The organism is Leptospira dzoumogneensis (assembly GCF_004770895.1).
Classification (GTDB): Bacteria; Spirochaetota; Leptospiria; order Leptospirales; family Leptospiraceae; genus Leptospira_B; species Leptospira_B dzoumogneensis.
In genome coordinates this window covers 315,098-333,972 of sequence record NZ_RQHS01000005.1, presented here as the reverse complement: position 1 = coordinate 333,972, position 18,875 = coordinate 315,098, and the positions used below count along the sequence as shown (strand labels likewise).

Genomic DNA, 18,875 nt, shown 5'->3' with positions numbered 1-18,875 from the left:
TTCTCCTCTTAAATAGTCGCTAATGCAGCGTTAGCCAGGTCGTAACCGCCGGTTTGGTTGGGATGGAAACCGGGTTTGAAATATAAGAATGCCAGTTTTCCAACTTCTATAACCACTAATCTTGCGTAAGAACGAGCAGAAATAAGATCAGAAAAATATCTTTTGAATCCTATATTAGGATCTGCAAAGATAAACATATGCTGAAGAGTGAATGCATATCCCCAGAACATGATGGAAGCTACGATAAAACCGAAAGTTCTTAAAATATAATTTTTGGAAACTGTTTGGAGAACATCATAAGCAACGGACTTATGCTCTATCTCTTCACATGCATGCCAAAGAAGTAGATTTCTCATTTCTCCTTCTGCTTGTTCATGGAGTCCGAATCTTAGAGTAACTTCTCCCAAGGAAGCGGTGTAATGTTCCAAACCTGCGGTCACTGCAAGTTTCAACTTTTTACCGAAGATAAATTCTAAAACAGGCCAGAAAAATCCGTAAGCAGTCTTATTATAAAAATTTAGGATCCTAGAGACCGGGCGTCCTTGTTTTTCCAACATCTCAAGCGCTTTCTCATGCTCTTTTCCGTGTTGTACTTCTTGTCCTATAAAACCTTTAATACTATTTTGTAATGCAGGATCCTTTACTTGATCCGCGAAAGCTTTTACACTTTTAATAAAAAATCTTTCTCCTTCCGGAAAGATCACATGGTATGCGTTTACCGTATGGGTTAGGAAAGAATTTCCCGCCACGTAATAATCAGATAATTGGTCCAACCCTTCGAAGTCCATTTTACGAACGCTTGGAGAATCACCATTGATCGGTTTAATAGTCCGTTCTTTTTTTTCTGCCTTCACTGACATTTCTATCTCCCCTGTTTTTTTCGGGTTTCGTGAGGCTTACTATAAACCTTTCCAAACGGATCCGCCCGCCGATCCCGGAAAACCCTTGCCGATTTCGAAATCGGCCAGAAAAAGAAGGAATTTTCTTCCAGAAAGTTCTTTTTATAACACCTGTTTAACAAAAAAACCTCGGCCAAGCGGGTAAATTTCAGCAAAAGCGGACCTTCTTCTTTTTTTAAAAATGAAGAGATGAGTATTATTTTGGGGAAGATGGAAACTTCTTCTTGGAAGCTTTAGGAATAACAAAGGCTTTACGCTGAGCTTTGGGCCTAAATACTGACGATTACCGGGGGATTAGCTCAGCTGGTTAGAGCGCTACCTTGACATGGTAGAGGTCACTGGTTCGATCCCAGTATCTCCCAGGGTTTACTCACACCCTTCTTCCCAGAACCCCTAAAAACAAAAAAGCCCCCGAACTCGGAGGCTTTTCACTCTTAACAGTATAAGAAAAAGATCAGTCTTTCAAGAAAAGAGGAAGATTCGCAGGCATCTTGAATCCTGTCACACTTGCCAGGTCCTTTTTGATCTGCTCTCTTACCATTTTATCATGCTCGACGAGTAACGCTTCTCTGAGTGAATATTCTCCAGCTTTCAGGTCCACTTCTCCCACTGCGATAGAAGCTCTATAACGGACCATTGGAGATTCGTCTTTTAAGAATGCGCATAGATCATAGAACTTTTGGTTTGCGATACGATTGATGTATACGATCGCGTTTAGGATCGCAACTTTCGCAAATGGATTTTTTTCCTTATCGATCGCGGAACTCAATTGGGAAAGTGTTTCCTTACGGTTTAGATTTTTCAATCCGTCCGCCGCAGAAGCTCTTACGTAAAAATTCGGATGGTTGAGAGCGTTTACGATCGCTTCTTGGTTTTCCTTTGTATAAGGAAGAAGTCCCACATTTCGGATCAATTCTCCCGTTGCGATCACCATATTATATCCATCCGGTGAACTGAATGCAGGATAATCACTTTCTTGAACGGTTGCGGAGATCTTTTTAAATTCTTCCACCATTCCTGGTCCTGCGATATCGGACTCCATTGCTCCCAATGCTTGTGCGATCGTGAATTTTAAGGTAGGGGAATTTTCCTCCGACTTAGGAACATTCGCATTTCCTTTTAAAGCCTTCAGAAGAGGGCGAACGGCCAGTTTGCTGCTTACGAATTTTAGATAATCCGCTGCCTGGATCCTTTCTTCCAGGTTCCCGCTCTGCAATTTTTCGACTTGGTCGTAAAATAGTTGGTCCAACTTCTCATAGATTTGTTCCTTTGCGGAGATCTGAGCAGTTAGTGATAATATGATTCCGAGGATTAGGATTCTTACGGTCGACATGGGTTCCCCCTATGTTGTTTATCGGATTTGGTAAGGTCGATCTTAACTTTAGGAGGCCGCAAATCCCTTAGAGGGGCTCGGTTTCCTTGACTCTTTCCGCAATCTTGCGAATTTTCTCCGATAGATCCTCGACAGCCAATTCCTTTTCGCCGCCTTCTTCCAATTCTCGACCCACTTTTTTGAGGTCTTCCTGGATCTGTTCGCTGTTTTCGCTGGCCCTTTGTGCCAAATGGGTGAGTAGGTCTTCTCGGTAACTTTTCACTTCTTCCAATCGAAGTTCGCCCAAGGCCACCATACTCTGCAGGATCCTGTCCATTTTTTCCTTGGTTAGATAGGCAAGACCTATCCCTCCCAGGACCAAACGGCCGAATAATGCACTGATATCTTTACCGGTTTCCCGGATCAGGGCGGAAAGCATATAATTGGAGAATTCTTCGTTTCTTTGACCCAAACTTACTTTAAGAAAGGTCTGGCCTAGGATCTTAGGAGTGATGTCCTGACCGCTCATATTATCGATCACTTTGATCTCTTCGCCTGCGATGATCATCTCGGCGACATCTTCTAGAGTAATCGTTTTACTGGTTTCGGGATCGTACAACCTTCTGTTTGCGTATCTTTTCAGAACTTTCATTCTTGGTTTTGCTCGTAATCAACGCTTTCAGGACAAGCCCGCATAAGCAGTTCGCCCGAATGGCAAACTTGTTTTTCTTTCCGATTCCCCTTTCTAGTTGCGGGTTTTCCGCAATGCACCAATTCTAGGATCGGACGAAAATCCCCAAGGTCAAGGAAAAAACCCTTCCTTTGCAAAGAGATGAACTTACTATCCGATGCCTTACTTCTCCACCGACTCAGCTCGGATGAACAAGAGTTCCTAGTCGCTTTGTTAAAGTGGAAAGGGATAGATCATCTTGAGTGGGTAAGAAGTTCCGGGTTCCCCTCTTCCACTAAAGAAGTTTTAGTTTGGAAGAAGGATGCGAGTCCTGAGGATGTCCGCTCCGCTCATGATTGGTCCAGAGAAGTTTCCCTGATCGGAAGATTCGATTCGGAAGAAAAGAATTCGTTTATCAGAGCAGGAGCGACTCGGATCTATGATCTGAATTCTTTTGCGCTGGAAGAATTCCCATTCTTCAAATTTTCAAAACCTTTACATCCGGAGATGGTTGTACTCACCCAAAGTTCGGATCTTTTTTCTAAATACAGATCTCTTCTCAGAGCCTGCGGCTCAAATGCTCATTGGTGCAAGGATATATTAGGACTTCCTAATATGTTAAAAGAGACCAAGCCGGGAGTTCTGGTCTTGGATTCGGAATCATTTTCTATCAGAGAACTTGTTCCTAAGATGAAAGGTCTTTTAGGAACTCCTTATTTTCCTCTTAGCTTTTGTTTGATAGATTTTAATAAGGAAAATGTGTACCAAAATTTGGCTACGGGCCTAAAGGACATCGCAAAGGCGTTTTTTGAACCTAAGGACCTTCTACTTTTTTTAAGGGACAGACTGGCGCTTGCCGCCCCTCCTAAGGATTCATTTTTCCAAGCAATCGATTGGTCCGGAAGTCCCAGAAATATCAGAGAATACGAGTTTCCGAATGTTCCGGATGGAATGTTAGAAAGAGCGGAAGCCGCCTATTTGTACAGGATCCGCCGTTTATTTTTATGGATGGGAGAAGGAGCCAATCGAGGAACTGAGATCTCCGCTTAAGCTCCCGCCTCTGATTGTAATTTATCAAACACCTGCAAGAATAGATCTACAGGTTGAGCGCCTGAAACCGCATATTTCTCGTTAAAAATATAAAAAGGCACACCGGTTACTCCCAGCATTTTACCTTCATTTTCTTCCGTTTCTATTTGGGAAAGAAGAGAAGGGTCTTTGCGGACTTCTTCTAATTCTGATGTAGGAACTCCAACTTGAGTTAGGCTTTCTTGGATAATAGAATCATCCGAAAGATTTTTTCCTTCCGAGAAGAACTTTCGGAAGAATACTTCTGCAAGCTCCGCTTCTTTCCCGTAATTTCTGGCCTTACGAATGAGAGCGTGTAATAGAAAAGTATTCGGCTGGTGGCCTTGCAAAATATTAGAAAATTCTAATCCATCTTCTTTTGCGATATCCGAAACTCTTTGGGTCATCATTTTTACCCGGTCCAAGGAACCGAATTTTCGGACCATATGAGCTTCCCTATCTTCTCCCTGTTCGGGTAGATCAGGATTTAATTGGAAAGGTTTCCACTCTACGATGATCTTGTCTTCAGGATGATTTGATTCCCAAGATTCTATCGCCTTCTCTAATCTTTTTTTACCTATATAGCACCAAGGACAAACTACGTCCGAATAAATTGAGATACTAGTTTCCAATGCCTTCTCCTGTAATTCTTAGACTTACAGGGCTGTCTAAAATCGCATTCTTTTTTTGGCGGGAAGAAGATGAATTATTGTTCGTCCAGAAGTTCTGCCGCTTCTATTTCTTCCAAACCGCGATTCGGAAATGCCTGCTCATAGAATAATGCGGCAAATAGATCGAAGTCCTCGTCTGCCGGTAGATTTTTTTTCTCCCAGTATTCGTTCCTTCTTTTGATCAGTATGGAGATTGTCTCGTCTTCAAGTGAGAATTCTTTTCCGCCTCTGTTCATTCTGCGGATCAGCCAATTCAGATTATGGATAAAAAAATTCCCTGTGAACTCTAGGGTAGATAGAGAAGGTTCTCTTTTCATTAGATTTTCAGTATGATAAAGAGGAACTCTTAAGTAATAAGGATCTTTGGTTTGTTGGTACTGTTTGAATCCGTTGGAAATGGATTCGAAGAACGGCCAAGAATTCGTGTAAGAAGTTCGGATCAGCTTTTCTTTTTCAGGATGAAGCCTTGCTATATCCACAAGATCCACAAACTGATCGTTCTTCAGTGCTTCTCTTAAAATTGAATCCAATGGAGAAGGTCTTGCTTCCGAATTTACAAGATAAACGTAAAGATATTTGATCTCGTAGGCAAATCTGGATTCTCTCGGGATATAATACTCTATCCAAATAGGTTCTTTATAATAATTTACTAATTCTTCTTCCGGTAAGTCAGGAGTGACGCTAAGTGATTTTAATTTTTTGACGTCGTCTGTGATTACTTTTTGGCCGTGAACCCGAGTCCTGGAACGTTTGATCTGTTTCAGTTCCGTTTTGTTTAGGAGTGGTTTCGGTTTGTACGAGTCCATCGGATTGATTATCGGAAAGGAGAGGCCTGAAATTCAAAGTTGCGAAGTAAGATAGGTATTTTTAGACGATCAGGACCATAAAATTCTTGCCCAGACCAGCCTTAGGAACATTCCCAAAGGACTCATAATTCCGGATTCTGCGAATCTTACCCTTCCTTCTCCATCCAAAATATAAAAACTAGGATAACCTCTGATCCCCCAATCTCTGAGTAACATCGGATTCCCTACGATCACAGGAAAATCCACAGCTTGTTTTTCTAGATAGTCTTTGAGAGCGGAGGAATTTTCTCCTTCTTCTACACTGATGAATGCGAAATGATTTTCGTCTTTGAGTGTGGATGCATACCACTTAACCAGAGGAAGATTCGTATTACAGACTCCGCACCAGGTCGCCCAAAAATATACTACTGTGGTCTTGCCTTTTATATTCGCCTTTTCACCTATAGGAGTTCTGAATTCTTTTCCATCCAAACTTACCACAGGTTCCGTGTCCAAGGCTCTAAACCAGGCCAGAAAAAAAGTCGCGGAAAGCAGAAGGGCCAATGCTCCTCCATACTGAAATCCCGCTTTTACATTTTTGTTCATGCCTTAGTTAGACCTAGACTATAAGTGAAAAGGAAGACTTTGTCCCGAACCTGAATACATTATCCAAACAACCAGTAAAAGCCATAAAAATCCCGCCACAAGGACACCCCAGTCCGTCAAAATCGCCTTAGTCGGATTGTGGCCCATGTTCTTGATATAAATAATGTACAAAGATCTAAAGATCGCATAAACTACGATCGGGATCGTATACACCATTTTATCCGTGCCTAAATTTTCGATAGTATGAGTGCTTGTAACATACATAACGTAGGTAACCAGGGTCATGGTTGCGACAATCCCCATCATCAAGTCTAGAAAGTTAACGGAGTATTCTTCCAAGATCTTTCTGTGGCCTTTGGCTCCTTCTTCCAAGATGATAAGCTCTCCTCTTCTTTTTCCGAAGCCCCAATAAAGAGCTAACATGAACGTACATAGAAGTAACCAAGAAGAGAAACTCACTCCAACAACGATGGAACCTGCGATCGCTCTCACTACGAATCCGAAAGAAATGCTCATCACATCTAGGATGACCATATGTTTTAAGAAGCGGCTATAAACTATATTAAAGATCAGATAACCCGCGACCCAATAGAAGAAATCAGGCTGCAGTTTGAAGGAAAACACCAGGGTTATAGAAAGTAAAACTGCTGTAAGTAAAAGTGCTATAGTAGGAGAGATCGCTCCGGAAGCTAAGGGTCTGTGTTTTTTTTCAGGATGAAGTGCGTCTTCTTTTCTATCCAGAAAATCGTTTATAACGTATTGGCAGCTTGCGGTAAGTGAAAATAGAAAAAACGCGTAAATCGCTCTTTCTACCGATTCCAGATCTCCTAATTTTTTCCCGAATATGATCCCAGCAAATAGGATAATATTTTTGATCCATTGGTGGGGTCTTAAAAGTTTTATATAGGAAAATAACATTCTCTCTCCAGAAATCAGTTCGCTTTAGGGGCCAGATTGATCTGAAACAGAAGGCTTGCAAGGGAATTTTGGCTCTAAAATGGGAGGAGATTTCTCAGGATTTGGGCAGGCGATCGGCTTTCGTTCCACAAGAGACAAAAACAAAAAACTAGTCTGAAAGGATTAAAATCCGGATACTCATATTTTAATTTTAAGCTTTACGATTACTCATTGTTAGCTTATCAAATTTCCACTATGAACAGCAGGAAAATCACATACAAGATCGTAGAAAGTAAGGAACCTCTAACACAAGACGCATTCGATCCGTTAGGAGCAATAGGTTTTGAACTCATTACAGTAGTTCATGATCTAAAAATGGATCGTTATATTTATTATTTCAAGTTGGCAGAAGCTCACCAACTCTCTTGAAAGTAGATTATCCTACTTGGATCTTGACTCCGTCGTCCTGGGCGCCTAAGGTGCCTAATCCGGAATGACCTGTAAATGCGATCAGTAGAGTGAATACTCCTACTCTTCCCACATACATAATACAAGGATATAAAAACTTTTCCACTCCGGTGATATAAGGAGTTAATCCTTTTGTTAATCCAACCGTTCCGAATGCGGACATGACTTCGAAAAATATTTCCTCTATTCCATGTCTATGTCCGTTTGCGATCGTGATCAACAACATAAAGAATACTATGGAGATCGTTGCTAAAAAATAGATCCGAGTAGAGATCGCGATCGAATTTTTAGAAACTTCTTCTCCCATAATGGTCACTCTTGCCTGAGGGCTGATCACATTCCTTAAATACATTAATAGAATCACAAAGGTTGTGATCTTGATACCGCCCGCGGCACCTTGAGGACCGCCTCCCACGAACATCAAAGAACAAAGAAGAACGTATGTCGGGCTTCTCATTTCAGAAAGATCGAATGTATTAAATCCTGCAGTTCTAGAGGATACGGAAAGGAAGAAGGAGTTGAATAGTTTGTCTACGAAGTCGAATTTTCCTATCGTTTCAGGATTGTCCCATTCCGACAATAGCACCCCGATCCCGCCCACATGGACCAATATTATGGTTCCATAAAGTAGAAGTTTCATCTGGATCCTATTTGCTTCTCCTTTGAGAGCCTTTCTGTAAAGAGCAAGCCTTTCCTCCGCCCAGAAAGACATACGGATCAGTATAAGATAGATCCAAGAAGGTTCTTTACCTTCTTCTAATGCTCTGGACATTAGATAAGTTTCCATGACTACTTCTACCCTATGCATTACGTTCCTGAATGCTTCGAGTAATGTTTTTTCAAAGAATAAGATGACCGGGAAGCCAATACCTCCCATCACCACCAAACTTTCTACCACCAAAAGAGAAAGAGGCTCTTTAGATAAGAACGTAAGATCGTCTACTATGGAAAATCCCGCGTTATTGAATGCGGAAACTGAAGTAAATAAACTTAAGAAAACTCTATTCGGATCTCCAGGCAATCCGTTTAGATCTTCCGGCATTGCCCAATACAATAAAAATGCGCCCAACAATTCTATCGAAACGGATATATTCAAAATAGATAATAAGATCCTTCGAACATAAGGAGCGTTTGTGCTCTTTCCATCCGCAGATTCGTGAGAGTCGATCGCCTCGAATACGAATGCGGCAATTCGAGTACTTCTGGAAAGTCCTCGAACCACTAAGATCCCTACAAGAACCGTAAATGTGATGATCCCCAATCCACCGATCTGGAATAAGAACATGATAATGACTTGGGTGGAGAATGCTAACTCACTGATGGTAACAGTGGTCAAACCAGTTACGCAGATGGATGAAGCGGCCAGATAGAATGAATCCGCGTAAGAGATCCTGCCTTCCTCCGAAGCAAAGATCATAAAGGACCCAACCAAGATCGCTCCTGCAAATGCTAGACAAAGGATCCTTGCTACCGATAATAGCAAAAACGCCCTGGCGATTCGGTTTACGTTTCGTTTGAGGAACTTAAATGAGCCCATGTATAAGGGCAAAACTACCCCTTCCAGAAACTATTTTGACCCTGGCAAACCCGGGCAATGAATTTCCTAGTCTTAGAAACAAACGTGGATCGGTTCCGAAATCAGAATAAAACTGTAATCTATATTTTATCTAAGAACAGGTTATACAAGCCAGGATCGGCAATCCATTCTTGGAAACGATCTTTACAAACGCGGCCCTTTCCGAAAATTGGTAAGAATTAGGGTTCCTTTACCTAGGGAACCCAGTCAGATTAGTATCCACGTAAGGTTTTTATTCTACTCTCTGAAAGGGTATAGTGAAGTTTTCCGTGTGAACTTTTAAAGAGGACTCTAATGAGCACTGCAGTTGCGGACTTCAAACCCACCGAAAAACTCCTAAAAACTAGGAACATCGGTATTTCCGCCCATATCGATTCAGGGAAAACCACTCTGACCGAGAGGATTCTATTCTATACTAACCGTATCCATGCGATCCACGAAGTTCGTGGTAAAGATGGAGTCGGTGCGAAAATGGACAGTATGGAATTGGAGCGCGAGAGAGGGATCACCATCCAATCCGCAGCTACCTACTGCCAGTGGAAAGGCCATACTATTAACATTATCGATACTCCGGGCCACGTGGACTTTACCGTTGAGGTAGAGCGTTCCTTACGGGTTCTGGATTCCGCTATCTTAGTTCTTTGCGGAGTTTCCGGGGTTCAATCTCAGTCCATCACTGTGGACAGACAGATGCGTCGTTATAATGTTCCTCGTGTAGCTTTTATTAATAAGCTAGACCGTACAGGAGCGAACCCTTTCCGCGTGATCGACCAATTACGCGAGAAGTTAAAACATAACGCTGTTCCAGTTCAAATACCAATCGGTCTCGAAGGAGACTTAGTAGGGATCGTGGATCTAGTGATCATGAAAGCCGTTTATTTCGAAGGAAAAGACGGAATGGAAATCACTGAAAAAGAGATTCCTGCTGAATTACAAGAACTTGCTCAGAAGAAGAGAGAAGAACTCTTAGACGCAGCTTCTATGTTCTCGGACGAATTGACTGAAGCTATGCTGGAGGGAGAACCTACAGTAGAGCAGATCAAAACTGCGATCCGTAACGGAGCGATCTCTTTAAAACTGACCCCGGTTTTTATGGGTTCCGCTTTCAAGAACAAAGGAGTTCAAAAACTTCTGGATGGAGTTTTGGATTACCTAGCTTCTCCTGTGGACGTTGTTAACTCCGCTCTGGACGTTAAAAACGAATCCGAGAAAGTCGTATTACCTTCTGATAAGGACAAACCGCTCGTTTGCCTCGCGTTCAAACTCGAGGACGGACGTTACGGTCAGTTGACCTATGTTCGCGTCTACCAGGGAAAGATCCAAAAGGGTATGACCATCTACAACATGTCGAACAACAAGAAACATAACGTTGGTCGTCTATGTCGTATGCACTCAGACGAGATGGAAGATATCGACTATGCAGAAGCCGGTGATATCATCGCATTATTCGGTATCGATTGTGCTTCCGGGGATACTTTTACCGACGGAAAAATGAACGTTTCCATGGAATCCATGTTCGTTCCTGCTCCGGTAATCTCTCTTACAATCGAAGCTAAAGAATCTAAACACCTGAACAACCTTGCAAAAGCTCTCAACCGCTTTACCAAGGAAGATCCTACGTTCCAAACTCACGTAGACCAAGAATCCGGACAAACCATCATCAAAGGGATGGGAGAACTTCACCTCGAAGTTTATATCGAAAGGATGAAAAGGGAATACGGAGTGGAGCTGATCACCGGTGCTCCTCAGGTTGCGTATCGTGAAACTATCACAAGCCGCGCGGACTTCGACTATACCCACAAAAAACAAACGGGTGGTCAAGGTCAGTTCGGTCGTGTTGCCGGATTCATCGAGCCGATCCCATTGGAAGAAGATAAGAATTACGAATTCGTAAACAGCGTAGTGGGTGGAGCGATCCCTCGCGAATTTATCTCTTCCGTAGATAAAGGATTCAAGAGTTGTTTGGATCGTGGAAGTATGATCGGATTCCCTATCATCGGGGTAAAACTGACCATCAACGACGGTTCTTACCACGATGTGGACTCTTCCGATATGGCATTCCAGATCGCAGGACGCTATGCATTCCGCCAAGGTTTCAGCAAAGCAAATCCTCAGATCCTCGAGCCTATCATGAGAGTAGAAGTTGACGGTCCTGCGGAATTCCAAGGTCCAATCCTTGCTTCCCTGAACCAAAGACGAGGAATGATCTTAAACACCACGGAGCAAGACGGATATTGCAAAGTGGAAGCGGAAGTTCCTCTTTCCGACATGTTCGGGTATTCTACTGTGATCCGTTCTTCTACCCAAGGAAAAGCGGAGTTCTCCATGGAATTCTCTCGTTACGCTCCTGTTCCAAGAAACGTAGCGGAAGAATTGATGAAAAAGTACAAACCGAATTCCAAAGAAGAAGATTGATCTTTCAGAACATTCTATTTTTGGAAAAAAGGGAGCCAATCCGGCTCCCTTTTCTTTTTGGTGGAGAACAAAATTTGCCGATATTTTAGAGTATGCGGGAGTTCCATTTCATTCGTCTGATATGTTTCGGAATGTTCCTCATTTCTTTTCCTTCTCAAATCAATTCCGCAGGAACCCAATTAAAGATCCATACTGTCCAATCCAAGGAGACTGCATTTTCTATCTCCCAAAAATACAAATTGGATTGGAGAATGCTCCTAGAATGGAACGGTAAAAAAGAGAATGAAGGTTTGAAGGTGGGAGAAAAACTGAAAATCCCCCAAAACCTGTCCCATTCTTCTAAGATCGAAAAAAATTTGCCTGAGGACGTATCTTCTTCCGGAAGTCCTAAATTCCATTCTCCATTAAAAGTGCTTCCTCCTGTTTCACTTCCTTATTCTAATCTATCTTATTATCCGAACAAGGGAGTTCTGTTCAAGGCAAGCAGACATAAGGATGTACATCCGATCCGGTCCGGTAAAGTAGTTGTACTGGACCAAATGGACGGTTACCGGAAATATATTATTTTAGAGCATAAAGGCGGATACTCCAGCGTGTATGCAAATCTCAGATCCGTTTCCGTCAAAGAAGGCGAAACGGTAAAAGCGGGAGATTCCTTAGGTGAATTGGAAGAAGGTAAAGGACTTTATTTCCAGATCAACCAAGGCACCAAAGCAGTGGATCCGATCCCACTTTTGAAATACTGATCGCGGCTATTAAGTATATTAGGTTTTTGCACTTAAATGGAATGGGAAATCGTAAATTCTAAGGCCGTTACTCCTCAAGGGGTAATGGAGAATGCAACTATCCGTATCAAGGATGGAAGGATCTCTTCTATCTCTTCGGGCATTCCTAAAGATGTTCTACCTATCCGTATCAATCTAAGAGGGAATTTCGTTTATCCAGGACTGATCAATGCCCACGACCATCTTCTCGGGACGTATCTTCCTAAGGTTGGAACAAACCGTCCTTATTTGAATTGGCTTCCTTGGGACAATGATCTCAAATCTTCCGTTGTATATGCGGAAAGACAACAGCTCGAGCCGGAGCAGCTATATCTATTAGGTTCCTATAAAAATCTGATCAGCGGAGTGACTTCCGTTTTGGATCATATTCCCCACTTCGTCCAAAAACCTTTTTTGGACAGATCTCCGGTTCGTATCCTGGAACGTTTTACTCTTTCTCATAGTATCTGTTCTTATTCTCTCGGCTGGGGAGATGGTCCTCAGATAGAATATGCAAGAGCAAAAGAAGGGAATCTTCCTTTCGTAACCCATATCTCCGAAGGGTTCGACGAAGAATCCAAAAACGCCCTAAAAGAATTAAACTCTCTGGGTTGTTTGGGAGAAAACACAGTACTCGTTCATGGGATCGCATTCGATGGAGAAGATATCAAAACGGTTTCCAAAACAAAGGCAAACTTGGTTTGGTGTCCCGAATCCAATCTGTTCATGTTCGGCAGAACCGCACCTATCCGGGAAATCCTGGAAGCAGGGATCAACGTGAGTTTGGGCACGGATTCTCCGATGTCGGGATCCATAAATATTTTCCAAGAGATCAAATCCGCCCGAGAATTTTTTGCCAAAGAATATGGAAAAGAATTGGATCCTAAAATTGTTTTTAAGATGGTCACTGAAAATCCAGCAAAGGCTCTTCGGGTAGAGAACGATCTGGGCAAATTGGAAATCGGAAAAAAGGCGGATCTTTTAGTTCTTTCTTCCGAAAAAGAAGACGCTTACCAAACACTTTGTTCTGCGGATCTTAAGTCCGTACGTTTGGTGGTGAAAGATGGGAAACCTTCCTACGGCGACCTTTCTTTGAAAGATTTTTTTGACGAAACTGGTGTAACAGGGCGCGAAATTAAGATCGCCGGAACCGATAAATACCTTGCAGGAGACCCCCTAGGGTTGCTAGAATCGGTCACCCGGGCCCTTGGTTACAAAAAGGATTTGGCATTTTTTCCTGTCGGGTGAGATTTAGAGTGGAAGGTAACGGTCTTGGCTGGGCCCATAATCCGAACTTATAAAGGCGGTTCTATTATTTACTTCGAGAAAGATCGATCGGAGGATATCTATGTCCTCAGACAAGGTCGAGTCGTTCTTACGTACACCGCGATCGATTCCGGTTACGAAGTAAAAGAAGACGTACGACTGGGAGAATTTTTCGGAGTCAAATCCGCACTCGGAAAGTATCCTAGAGAAGAGACCGCCCAAGTTGTAGGCGGAGCAACCGTCTTAGTTTTCAAACTTTCAGACTTCGAAACATTCGTAGCGGAAAAGACCCATCTCATCTTAAAGATGATGAAGGTATTCTCCAGCCAATTGCGACTCGTTCACAAAAAATTGAGAGAGATCTTGGGTCAGGCAGAAGCTAGAAACCCTGCATTCGAGCTCATGAACGTAGCCGAAGTATTTTATAAAAACAATAACTTCGAACACGCTGCTTACGGATTCGGAAAATACCTAGAACATTATCCTAGCGGACCTTATGCAGGAAGAGCGACCGAGCTACAAGATCTAGCAAGAAAGGGAACACCCTACCCTATCAATATGCCTCCTCTGGTTTACGACGCTGCTTCTACCAGAGCGCCTATGTCCCAAGAAAATCTGCAGAATATTATGAAACCTGCCGCTGAGAAAACGAATCTAGGTGCCGGCACGGACAATACGATTACTTCTCTCTATAACCGTGCTCATACATTCTTGAACGTAGGAAAATTCGAAGAAGCGGCAGCAATCTTCAAAGATCTAATGGTCCGCACTGATTTCAAATACGATAGCGAGAAGAAGCTTGTGGACAATGCACTTTTCCAAATGGGAGTTTGTTTCCTAAAGCTGAACAATTTGGATACGGCTAGCAATACCTTCTCCGCTTATATTAAAAAGCATCCATCCGGAGAATCTGTAAAAGAGTCTTTATTTCATTTGGCAGAGATCGCGGAACAACAAGGGGATCGTCAAAGAGCAGGAATGTTATTCGGCAAGGTAGCATTACTTCCTCCGGAAAGAGACAGTCTCTCCCAGAAGGCTCGCCAAAAAGCCAAGGAGCTCAGCGCCTAAATGGATTTAATGCTCGAGTCGATGTTCTCAAAGTTCGGAAAAACTTTCGAACCGAACCAGATCATATTCTGCGAAAACGAACCAGGAAACGATTTCTTTCTGATCCAAGCCGGAAAGGTAAAGATCACTAAAACCGTGGGGAATTCCATCAAGACCTTAGATATCTTAGAACAAGGAGATATCTTCGGAGAGATGGCGATCTTAGAAGAACAACCCAGAAGTGCGACCGCGATCGCGATCTCAGAAGTAAAAGTTCTCAACTTCAATAGGGCAAACTTCGAACTATTGATGACCAAGAACCCTACACTTGCGCTCAAGATCCTCACAATATTCTCCGTCAGGATTTACGACGCAAAACGAAGATTACTCATCCTATTACTGGATGATATCATCGGAAAAGTAGCCGACGTATTCTTAATGTTGTATGAAAAGATGCATACACATACAGAATTCAAAGAGGTAGTGCTCAACGTTACCGTCGAAGACGTAGCAGATTGGTGCGCCCAACCGGTGGGAGAAGTCCAGAAGGTAGTGAACCAATTCGCTAAAAGCGGTAAAATCGAGATATACTCCGACAAAATCGTAATTCACAATATTAACGACTTCCAGAGAATAGTCTCCCAGAAGCGCAAACCTTCTTAATCGAATACTCGCGTTCTAAAGATAAAGGTCCCGTAGCTCAGGTGGACAGAGCAGAAGTTTCCTAAACTTTTGGTCGGAGGTTCGAATCCTCTCGGGGCCACCATCAAATCATGGCAGATTCCCAAGACAACGTTCTGAACCTACTCAAAAAATCGGAAGAATTTCTAAAAAAGAAAAACATACCTTCCGCAAGATTGGACGCAGAGTTATTACTCGCAGACCTACTCAAGATCCAAAGGGTCAAACTCTATATAGATTTTGAAAGACCACTTTCCTTATCCGAAAAAGACGAATACAGAGAAAGGATCGTCCAAAGATCCAAATTCAGGCCTACTGCTTATATCATTGGGAAGAAGGCATTCTTCGATTCTGAATTCCATGTAAACGAATCTGTACTTATCCCAAGACCGGAAACGGAAGAACTAGTCGCCTGGGTATTAGAAGAATATCCCAATAAAGAAAACAACCTGCAAGTATTGGACCTATGTTCCGGAAGCGGATGTATCGGGATCAGCCTAGCCAAGGCCAGAAAAGAATGGAATGTATCCTTCACAGACGCATCCGAAACAGCCTTAGAAATCAACAAAAAGAACATTCAAGAAATCTTAAATACAGAAAGAAGTTTCGAAATTTATCAAGGAGATCTATTCTCTTCTATCCCGAGTGAAACCAAATTCGACCTGATCGTCTCTAATCCGCCTTATATCCCTGAAGCAGATAAATCTACAATCATGCCTGACGTGTTAGAATACGAACCTCATCTTGCATTATTTGTATCTGACTTTCAGGGATTTCACACTAAGATCTTAACAGAAGCAAAATCAAAACTACAACCGGAAGGTAGATTGTATTTAGAGACTCATCCGAGATACTCCGCTTGGTTAAAAGAAACTGCACTATCTCTCGGCTATGCAGAGGCGGATCTGAAAAAGGATCTTTCCGGTAGAGATAGTTTTGTTAGATTAAAGATTTAGAATTAACACGCGAAAATGCTGAACATCAACGTTTCGGTTGCGCTCCCCTCACTCCGAGATCGCCTTCAACTGATTCCCAGGATCGAAAATCGTACATTCTATTCCCTTCGTTTTCAGAACAGGCTGCAAAAATAACTCATCCTCACTCAGGGTCCAGGCTTTACGAATTCTCAATTTATCCAGAGCCAACTCATAATGATTTCCGATCGTAACTCCTGTCTTGCGCATTTGGATTTTTAAGATCGCGAGTATGACTTCTTTTGCATCCAGCCCGGGAGTATAACATTGAGCAGTAACTCTATTTAATATCTCTTCGTCTTTTTGGGGAATGTCCAGAGTGATCGCGTGTAAGATCCTCCATTCGGTTAGATTTTGAGAGATCTGGTTCTTTCTTTCTAAAAATGCGAAGATATGTTTTGGATCTGCTTGGTAAATATTTAAGTACAGCTCCTCGTTTATGATATGAGTACGAATCAGTTTTATAGATTGAATTGGATGATGATAGACCAGTCCGGTATACGAATTGGAGCCGGGCGGCAGAAGATCCGGATGTTTAAAACTTAAGTATCCTCCAAAAACCCATCCTTCTCCTTCTTCACTTTTGATCTTGTACCAATAGTTTTCGAATCCGTCTATATGGGCCAACCTTTGGTCCTTCTCCAGGATCTTTACTTCACCTTTATAGGGAACTGTTCCCGTCTTTTCGGAAGAAAGTTTTGGAGCGGAACGTATCCTAAGTCCTGCGCCGTTATTTACGTATGCGGATTGATAATTAGAAAAACATCCTAATAAGAATGTCATGTAAAATGTTACAGCGAAGTATTTTAGAGATCTAATCATAAGACGCACCGATTAGATATACACTTTTAAGATCAGATCGTCTAACAAAAAACAGACGATATTAAGTCCTGAAATAAAAATGGGGCCGGTAAATCCACCGACCCCGAAGCTAGTTTCGACTCGTATTGGGGAAGAATTAAATCGCTGAGCTTCCTCTTTCTCCGGTGCGAATACGGATCACGTCTTCGAGAGGAAGAATTAAAATTTTTCCGTCTCCGATCTTTCCGTCACCGGTTTTGGCAGCTTTCAAGATTGCATCAACGGTAGGTTTTACGAACTCGTCGTTTACCGCGATCTCCAATCTTACTTTTCTCAGAAGGTTTACTTGGTATTCATGTCCGCGGAATACTTCAGTCTTACCTTTTTGCTGCCCGTAGCCTTGCACGTCGCTTACGGTAAGTCTGTAAATTTCATTCTTAGTAAGCTCCGCTTTAACCTCTTCCAGTTTATGGGGCTGGATAATTGCTACGATTAATTTCATATGCTCTCCTTTACTTAATGTATAAATTCAAGGTTATATAATATAACCTTTTTCTCCATGAATCTCGGAATCGAGTCCAGCAATTTCTTTCTCTTCGGAAATTCTGAATCCGATCGTTTTATCGATAATGAACACTAAGATCAGGGATATGATGAAGGAATAAGCTCCTGTCGCGATCACACTGATTAGCTGAACAATGATCTGGTCTCCGCGAGTCACTCCCTCCGGAATGTAAACTGCAAGCGCAAATACTCCGGTGAGAATCGCTCCGATAGCTCCACCAACGCCGTGAATCCCGAAAGCGTCCAGAGAGTCGTCATATCCAAGTTTACCTTTTAGAAGGATAGCTCCATAACAGATAGGAGATACGATTGCTCCCATGATCAATGCGCCGGAAGCGTCCACAAATCCTGCAGCAGGAGTGATCACAACCAGACCTGCAACGATCCCGGAAGCTGCTCCCAGAGCGGTGGCTTTCTTAGTATGAAGATATTCGATCAGTAACCAAACTGCGCCTGCAGTAGCAGGGGCGACTAAGGTCACCAAAAACGCTCTAGCGGTTTGTCCGTTGGTAGCAAGACCGGAACCTGCGTTAAATCCGAACCATCCGAACCAGAGGAAGCCGGCACCGATAAGGGTGTAGGTCAAGTTGTTCGGAGCGATAAGTGCAGGACCTTCACCTTTACGTTTTCCTAATACGATTGCTGCGGCAAGACCTGCAATACCTGAAAGTAAGTGAACCACTGTTCCACCTGCAAAATCAAGTGCGGTCTTTTTGAATAACCATCCGTCTGCGGACCAGACCCAGTGTGCGACCGGATCATAAACCAAAGTGGCCCATGCTAGAATGAATACGATATAACCTGAAAGTTTCACTCTTTCCGCGATTGCACCGGAAATTAGAGCAGGAGTGATCAACGCAAACATTCCTTGGAACAGGAAGTGTATGAATTTCGGAATTGTTCCTTCCAACGTATCATCCGTGATCCCGTTCAAAAGAACCAATTGGAAATCCCCTACAAAAGGATTGTCTCCTGAAAATGCAAGGCTGTATCCGAAGATAGTCCACTGAAGAGTGAGAACTAAAATCGCGACAAAACTGTGCATCATTGTGGACAGAACGTTCTTAGATCTTACGATACCGCCGTAGAACAGCGCGAGTCCTGGGATCATAAAGAACACGAAAGCGGTAGCAACGATCATCCATGCGGTATCCCCTTTGTCCAAAGTGGGAGCTGCAGGTGCGGCTTCTGGTGCTGGTGTAGCGTCTTGACCCCAGATCAGTACTGGAGCGATTAGGATCAAGAGCGCGATAAGTTTTTGGGCAATTTTCATTTTCTCAAATCTCATCTCGAAAATATGTTTAATCCAATTAATGCAAGAAGAGTACCTGAGTTAAAAATTAGTCCAAAAAAAGATTAAAAAAACAGAATAGGAATCCTAGAGGCCTGAAAAGTGGTTTTGTCTAGCAAA

Annotated in this window: 19 protein-coding genes and 2 tRNA genes; 10 read left to right on the top strand and 11 right to left on the bottom strand. The window is 42.7% G+C overall.

Features of this window, described 5'->3' with window-relative positions; all coding sequences use genetic code 11:
- Positions 1–8: 8 nt before the first annotated feature.
- A complete protein-coding gene (locus EHR06_RS02875) occupies positions 9–860 on the bottom strand; it encodes a metal-dependent hydrolase (protein WP_135755628.1) in 852 nt (283 codons plus the stop codon).
- 327 nt (positions 861–1,187) lie between these two features.
- Between EHR06_RS02875 and EHR06_RS02870 the strand changes: the two genes are divergently transcribed.
- A tRNA-Val gene (locus tag EHR06_RS02870) sits at positions 1,188–1,261 on the top strand.
- Positions 1,262–1,353: 92 nt separating this feature from the next.
- On the opposite strand, the gene EHR06_RS02865 is transcribed toward EHR06_RS02870, so the two are convergent.
- Complete coding sequence (locus EHR06_RS02865) at positions 1,354–2,232, bottom strand: HEAT repeat domain-containing protein (protein ID WP_135755627.1); 879 nt, start codon at positions 2,230–2,232, stop codon at positions 1,354–1,356.
- Between the two features lie 67 nt (positions 2,233–2,299).
- Complete coding sequence (locus tag EHR06_RS02860; protein WP_135755626.1) at positions 2,300–2,863, bottom strand: polyhydroxyalkanoate synthesis regulator DNA-binding domain-containing protein; 564 nt, start codon at positions 2,861–2,863, stop codon at positions 2,300–2,302.
- Between the two features lie 180 nt (positions 2,864–3,043).
- Here EHR06_RS02860 and EHR06_RS02855 point away from each other — a divergent pair, with 180 nt between their 5' ends.
- Positions 3,044–3,931 (top strand): hypothetical protein, encoded by an 888-nt coding sequence (locus EHR06_RS02855; protein WP_135755625.1) that lies wholly within the window; start codon positions 3,044–3,046, stop codon positions 3,929–3,931.
- Here EHR06_RS02855 and EHR06_RS02850 read toward each other — a convergent pair.
- The 4 genes from EHR06_RS02850 to EHR06_RS02835 all read right to left on the bottom strand — a co-directional run bounded on the left by EHR06_RS02850 (position 3,928) and on the right by EHR06_RS02835 (position 6,929).
- On the bottom strand, positions 3,928–4,581 hold the full coding sequence (locus EHR06_RS02850) for a DsbA family oxidoreductase (RefSeq protein WP_135755624.1): 654 nt from the start codon (positions 4,579–4,581) through the stop codon (positions 3,928–3,930). The genes EHR06_RS02855 and EHR06_RS02850 overlap by 4 nt on opposite strands.
- Before the next feature lie 74 nt (positions 4,582–4,655).
- Positions 4,656–5,426, bottom strand: a complete 771-nt coding sequence (locus EHR06_RS02845) for a hypothetical protein (RefSeq protein ID WP_135755623.1) — start codon at positions 5,424–5,426, stop codon at positions 4,656–4,658.
- 69 nt (positions 5,427–5,495) lie between these two features.
- Entirely contained in the window at positions 5,496–6,011 is a 516-nt protein-coding gene (locus tag EHR06_RS02840) for a TlpA family protein disulfide reductase (RefSeq protein WP_135755622.1), read from the bottom strand.
- A gap of 18 nt (positions 6,012–6,029) precedes the next feature.
- Positions 6,030–6,929, bottom strand: coding sequence for a decaprenyl-phosphate phosphoribosyltransferase (locus EHR06_RS02835; RefSeq protein WP_135755621.1), 900 nt, complete (start codon positions 6,927–6,929; stop codon positions 6,030–6,032).
- A gap of 234 nt (positions 6,930–7,163) precedes the next feature.
- Here EHR06_RS02835 and EHR06_RS19100 point away from each other — a divergent pair, with 234 nt between their 5' ends.
- Positions 7,164–7,337: a hypothetical protein gene (locus EHR06_RS19100; protein WP_167492265.1), complete on the top strand. Its 174-nt coding sequence runs from the start codon at positions 7,164–7,166 to the stop codon at positions 7,335–7,337.
- Positions 7,338–7,344: 7 nt separating this feature from the next.
- Here the strand turns inward: EHR06_RS19100 and EHR06_RS02830 are convergent, their stop codons facing one another.
- Complete coding sequence (locus tag EHR06_RS02830; RefSeq protein WP_135755620.1) at positions 7,345–8,913, bottom strand: TrkH family potassium uptake protein; 1,569 nt, start codon at positions 8,911–8,913, stop codon at positions 7,345–7,347.
- A gap of 333 nt (positions 8,914–9,246) precedes the next feature.
- Between EHR06_RS02830 and fusA the strand changes: the two genes are divergently transcribed.
- The 7 genes from fusA to prmC all read left to right on the top strand — a co-directional run bounded on the left by fusA (position 9,247) and on the right by prmC (position 16,081).
- Positions 9,247–11,367: an elongation factor G gene (gene fusA, locus EHR06_RS02825; protein WP_135755619.1), complete on the top strand. Its 2,121-nt coding sequence runs from the start codon at positions 9,247–9,249 to the stop codon at positions 11,365–11,367.
- Between the two features lie 92 nt (positions 11,368–11,459).
- Positions 11,460–12,113, top strand: a complete 654-nt coding sequence (locus EHR06_RS02820; RefSeq protein ID WP_425269474.1) for an LIC_10271 family cell wall hydrolase — start codon at positions 11,460–11,462, stop codon at positions 12,111–12,113.
- Positions 12,114–12,149: 36 nt separating this feature from the next.
- The gene (locus tag EHR06_RS02815) at positions 12,150–13,379 is read left to right on the top strand and encodes an amidohydrolase family protein (RefSeq protein ID WP_135755618.1); all 1,230 of its coding nucleotides are present in this window, start codon (positions 12,150–12,152) and stop codon (positions 13,377–13,379) included.
- A gap of 24 nt (positions 13,380–13,403) precedes the next feature.
- The gene (locus EHR06_RS02810; protein ID WP_008595801.1) at positions 13,404–14,465 is read left to right on the top strand and encodes a tetratricopeptide repeat protein; all 1,062 of its coding nucleotides are present in this window, start codon (positions 13,404–13,406) and stop codon (positions 14,463–14,465) included.
- Positions 14,466–15,107 carry a Crp/Fnr family transcriptional regulator gene (locus EHR06_RS02805; protein ID WP_008594423.1) on the top strand — a complete coding sequence of 214 codons (642 nt, stop codon included), beginning with the start codon at positions 14,466–14,468 and terminating at the stop codon, positions 15,105–15,107.
- Positions 15,108–15,133: 26 nt separating this feature from the next.
- A tRNA-Arg gene (locus EHR06_RS02800) sits at positions 15,134–15,210 on the top strand.
- A gap of 7 nt (positions 15,211–15,217) precedes the next feature.
- Positions 15,218–16,081: a peptide chain release factor N(5)-glutamine methyltransferase gene (gene prmC / locus EHR06_RS02795; RefSeq protein ID WP_135755617.1), complete on the top strand. Its 864-nt coding sequence runs from the start codon at positions 15,218–15,220 to the stop codon at positions 16,079–16,081.
- Between the two features lie 48 nt (positions 16,082–16,129).
- On the opposite strand, the gene EHR06_RS02790 is transcribed toward prmC, so the two are convergent.
- The 3 genes from EHR06_RS02790 to EHR06_RS02780 all read right to left on the bottom strand — a co-directional run bounded on the left by EHR06_RS02790 (position 16,130) and on the right by EHR06_RS02780 (position 18,737).
- On the bottom strand, positions 16,130–16,921 hold the full coding sequence (locus EHR06_RS02790) for an SH3 domain-containing protein (protein WP_135755616.1): 792 nt from the start codon (positions 16,919–16,921) through the stop codon (positions 16,130–16,132).
- Positions 16,922–17,057: 136 nt separating this feature from the next.
- On the bottom strand, positions 17,058–17,402 hold the full coding sequence (locus tag EHR06_RS02785) for a P-II family nitrogen regulator (protein WP_008595143.1): 345 nt from the start codon (positions 17,400–17,402) through the stop codon (positions 17,058–17,060).
- Positions 17,403–17,435: 33 nt separating this feature from the next.
- On the bottom strand, positions 17,436–18,737 hold the full coding sequence (locus tag EHR06_RS02780; protein WP_135755615.1) for an ammonium transporter: 1,302 nt from the start codon (positions 18,735–18,737) through the stop codon (positions 17,436–17,438).
- Between the last annotated feature and the right edge of the window lie 138 nt (positions 18,738–18,875).

Coding starts and splice junctions, on each gene's coding strand:
- EHR06_RS02875 (WP_135755628.1), bottom strand. CDS start 860: ATGTCAGTGAAGGCAGAAAAAAAAGAACGGACTATTAAACCGATCAAT.
- EHR06_RS02865 (WP_135755627.1), bottom strand. CDS start 2,232: ATGTCGACCGTAAGAATCCTAATCCTCGGAATCATATTATCACTAACT.
- EHR06_RS02860 (WP_135755626.1), bottom strand. CDS start 2,863: ATGAAAGTTCTGAAAAGATACGCAAACAGAAGGTTGTACGATCCCGAA.
- EHR06_RS02855 (WP_135755625.1), top strand. CDS start 3,044: ATGAACTTACTATCCGATGCCTTACTTCTCCACCGACTCAGCTCGGAT.
- EHR06_RS02845 (WP_135755623.1), bottom strand. CDS start 5,426: ATGGACTCGTACAAACCGAAACCACTCCTAAACAAAACGGAACTGAAA.
- EHR06_RS02840 (WP_135755622.1), bottom strand. CDS start 6,011: ATGAACAAAAATGTAAAAGCGGGATTTCAGTATGGAGGAGCATTGGCC.
- EHR06_RS02835 (WP_135755621.1), bottom strand. CDS start 6,929: ATGTTATTTTCCTATATAAAACTTTTAAGACCCCACCAATGGATCAAA.
- EHR06_RS19100 (WP_167492265.1), top strand. CDS start 7,164: ATGAACAGCAGGAAAATCACATACAAGATCGTAGAAAGTAAGGAACCT.
- EHR06_RS02830 (WP_135755620.1), bottom strand. CDS start 8,913: ATGGGCTCATTTAAGTTCCTCAAACGAAACGTAAACCGAATCGCCAGG.
- fusA (WP_135755619.1), top strand. CDS start 9,247: ATGAGCACTGCAGTTGCGGACTTCAAACCCACCGAAAAACTCCTAAAA.
- EHR06_RS02820 (WP_425269474.1), top strand. CDS start 11,460: ATGCGGGAGTTCCATTTCATTCGTCTGATATGTTTCGGAATGTTCCTC.
- EHR06_RS02815 (WP_135755618.1), top strand. CDS start 12,150: ATGGAATGGGAAATCGTAAATTCTAAGGCCGTTACTCCTCAAGGGGTA.
- EHR06_RS02805 (WP_008594423.1), top strand. CDS start 14,466: ATGGATTTAATGCTCGAGTCGATGTTCTCAAAGTTCGGAAAAACTTTC.
- prmC (WP_135755617.1), top strand. CDS start 15,218: ATGGCAGATTCCCAAGACAACGTTCTGAACCTACTCAAAAAATCGGAA.
- EHR06_RS02790 (WP_135755616.1), bottom strand. CDS start 16,921: ATGATTAGATCTCTAAAATACTTCGCTGTAACATTTTACATGACATTC.
- EHR06_RS02785 (WP_008595143.1), bottom strand. CDS start 17,402: ATGAAATTAATCGTAGCAATTATCCAGCCCCATAAACTGGAAGAGGTT.
- EHR06_RS02780 (WP_135755615.1), bottom strand. CDS start 18,737: ATGAAAATTGCCCAAAAACTTATCGCGCTCTTGATCCTAATCGCTCCA.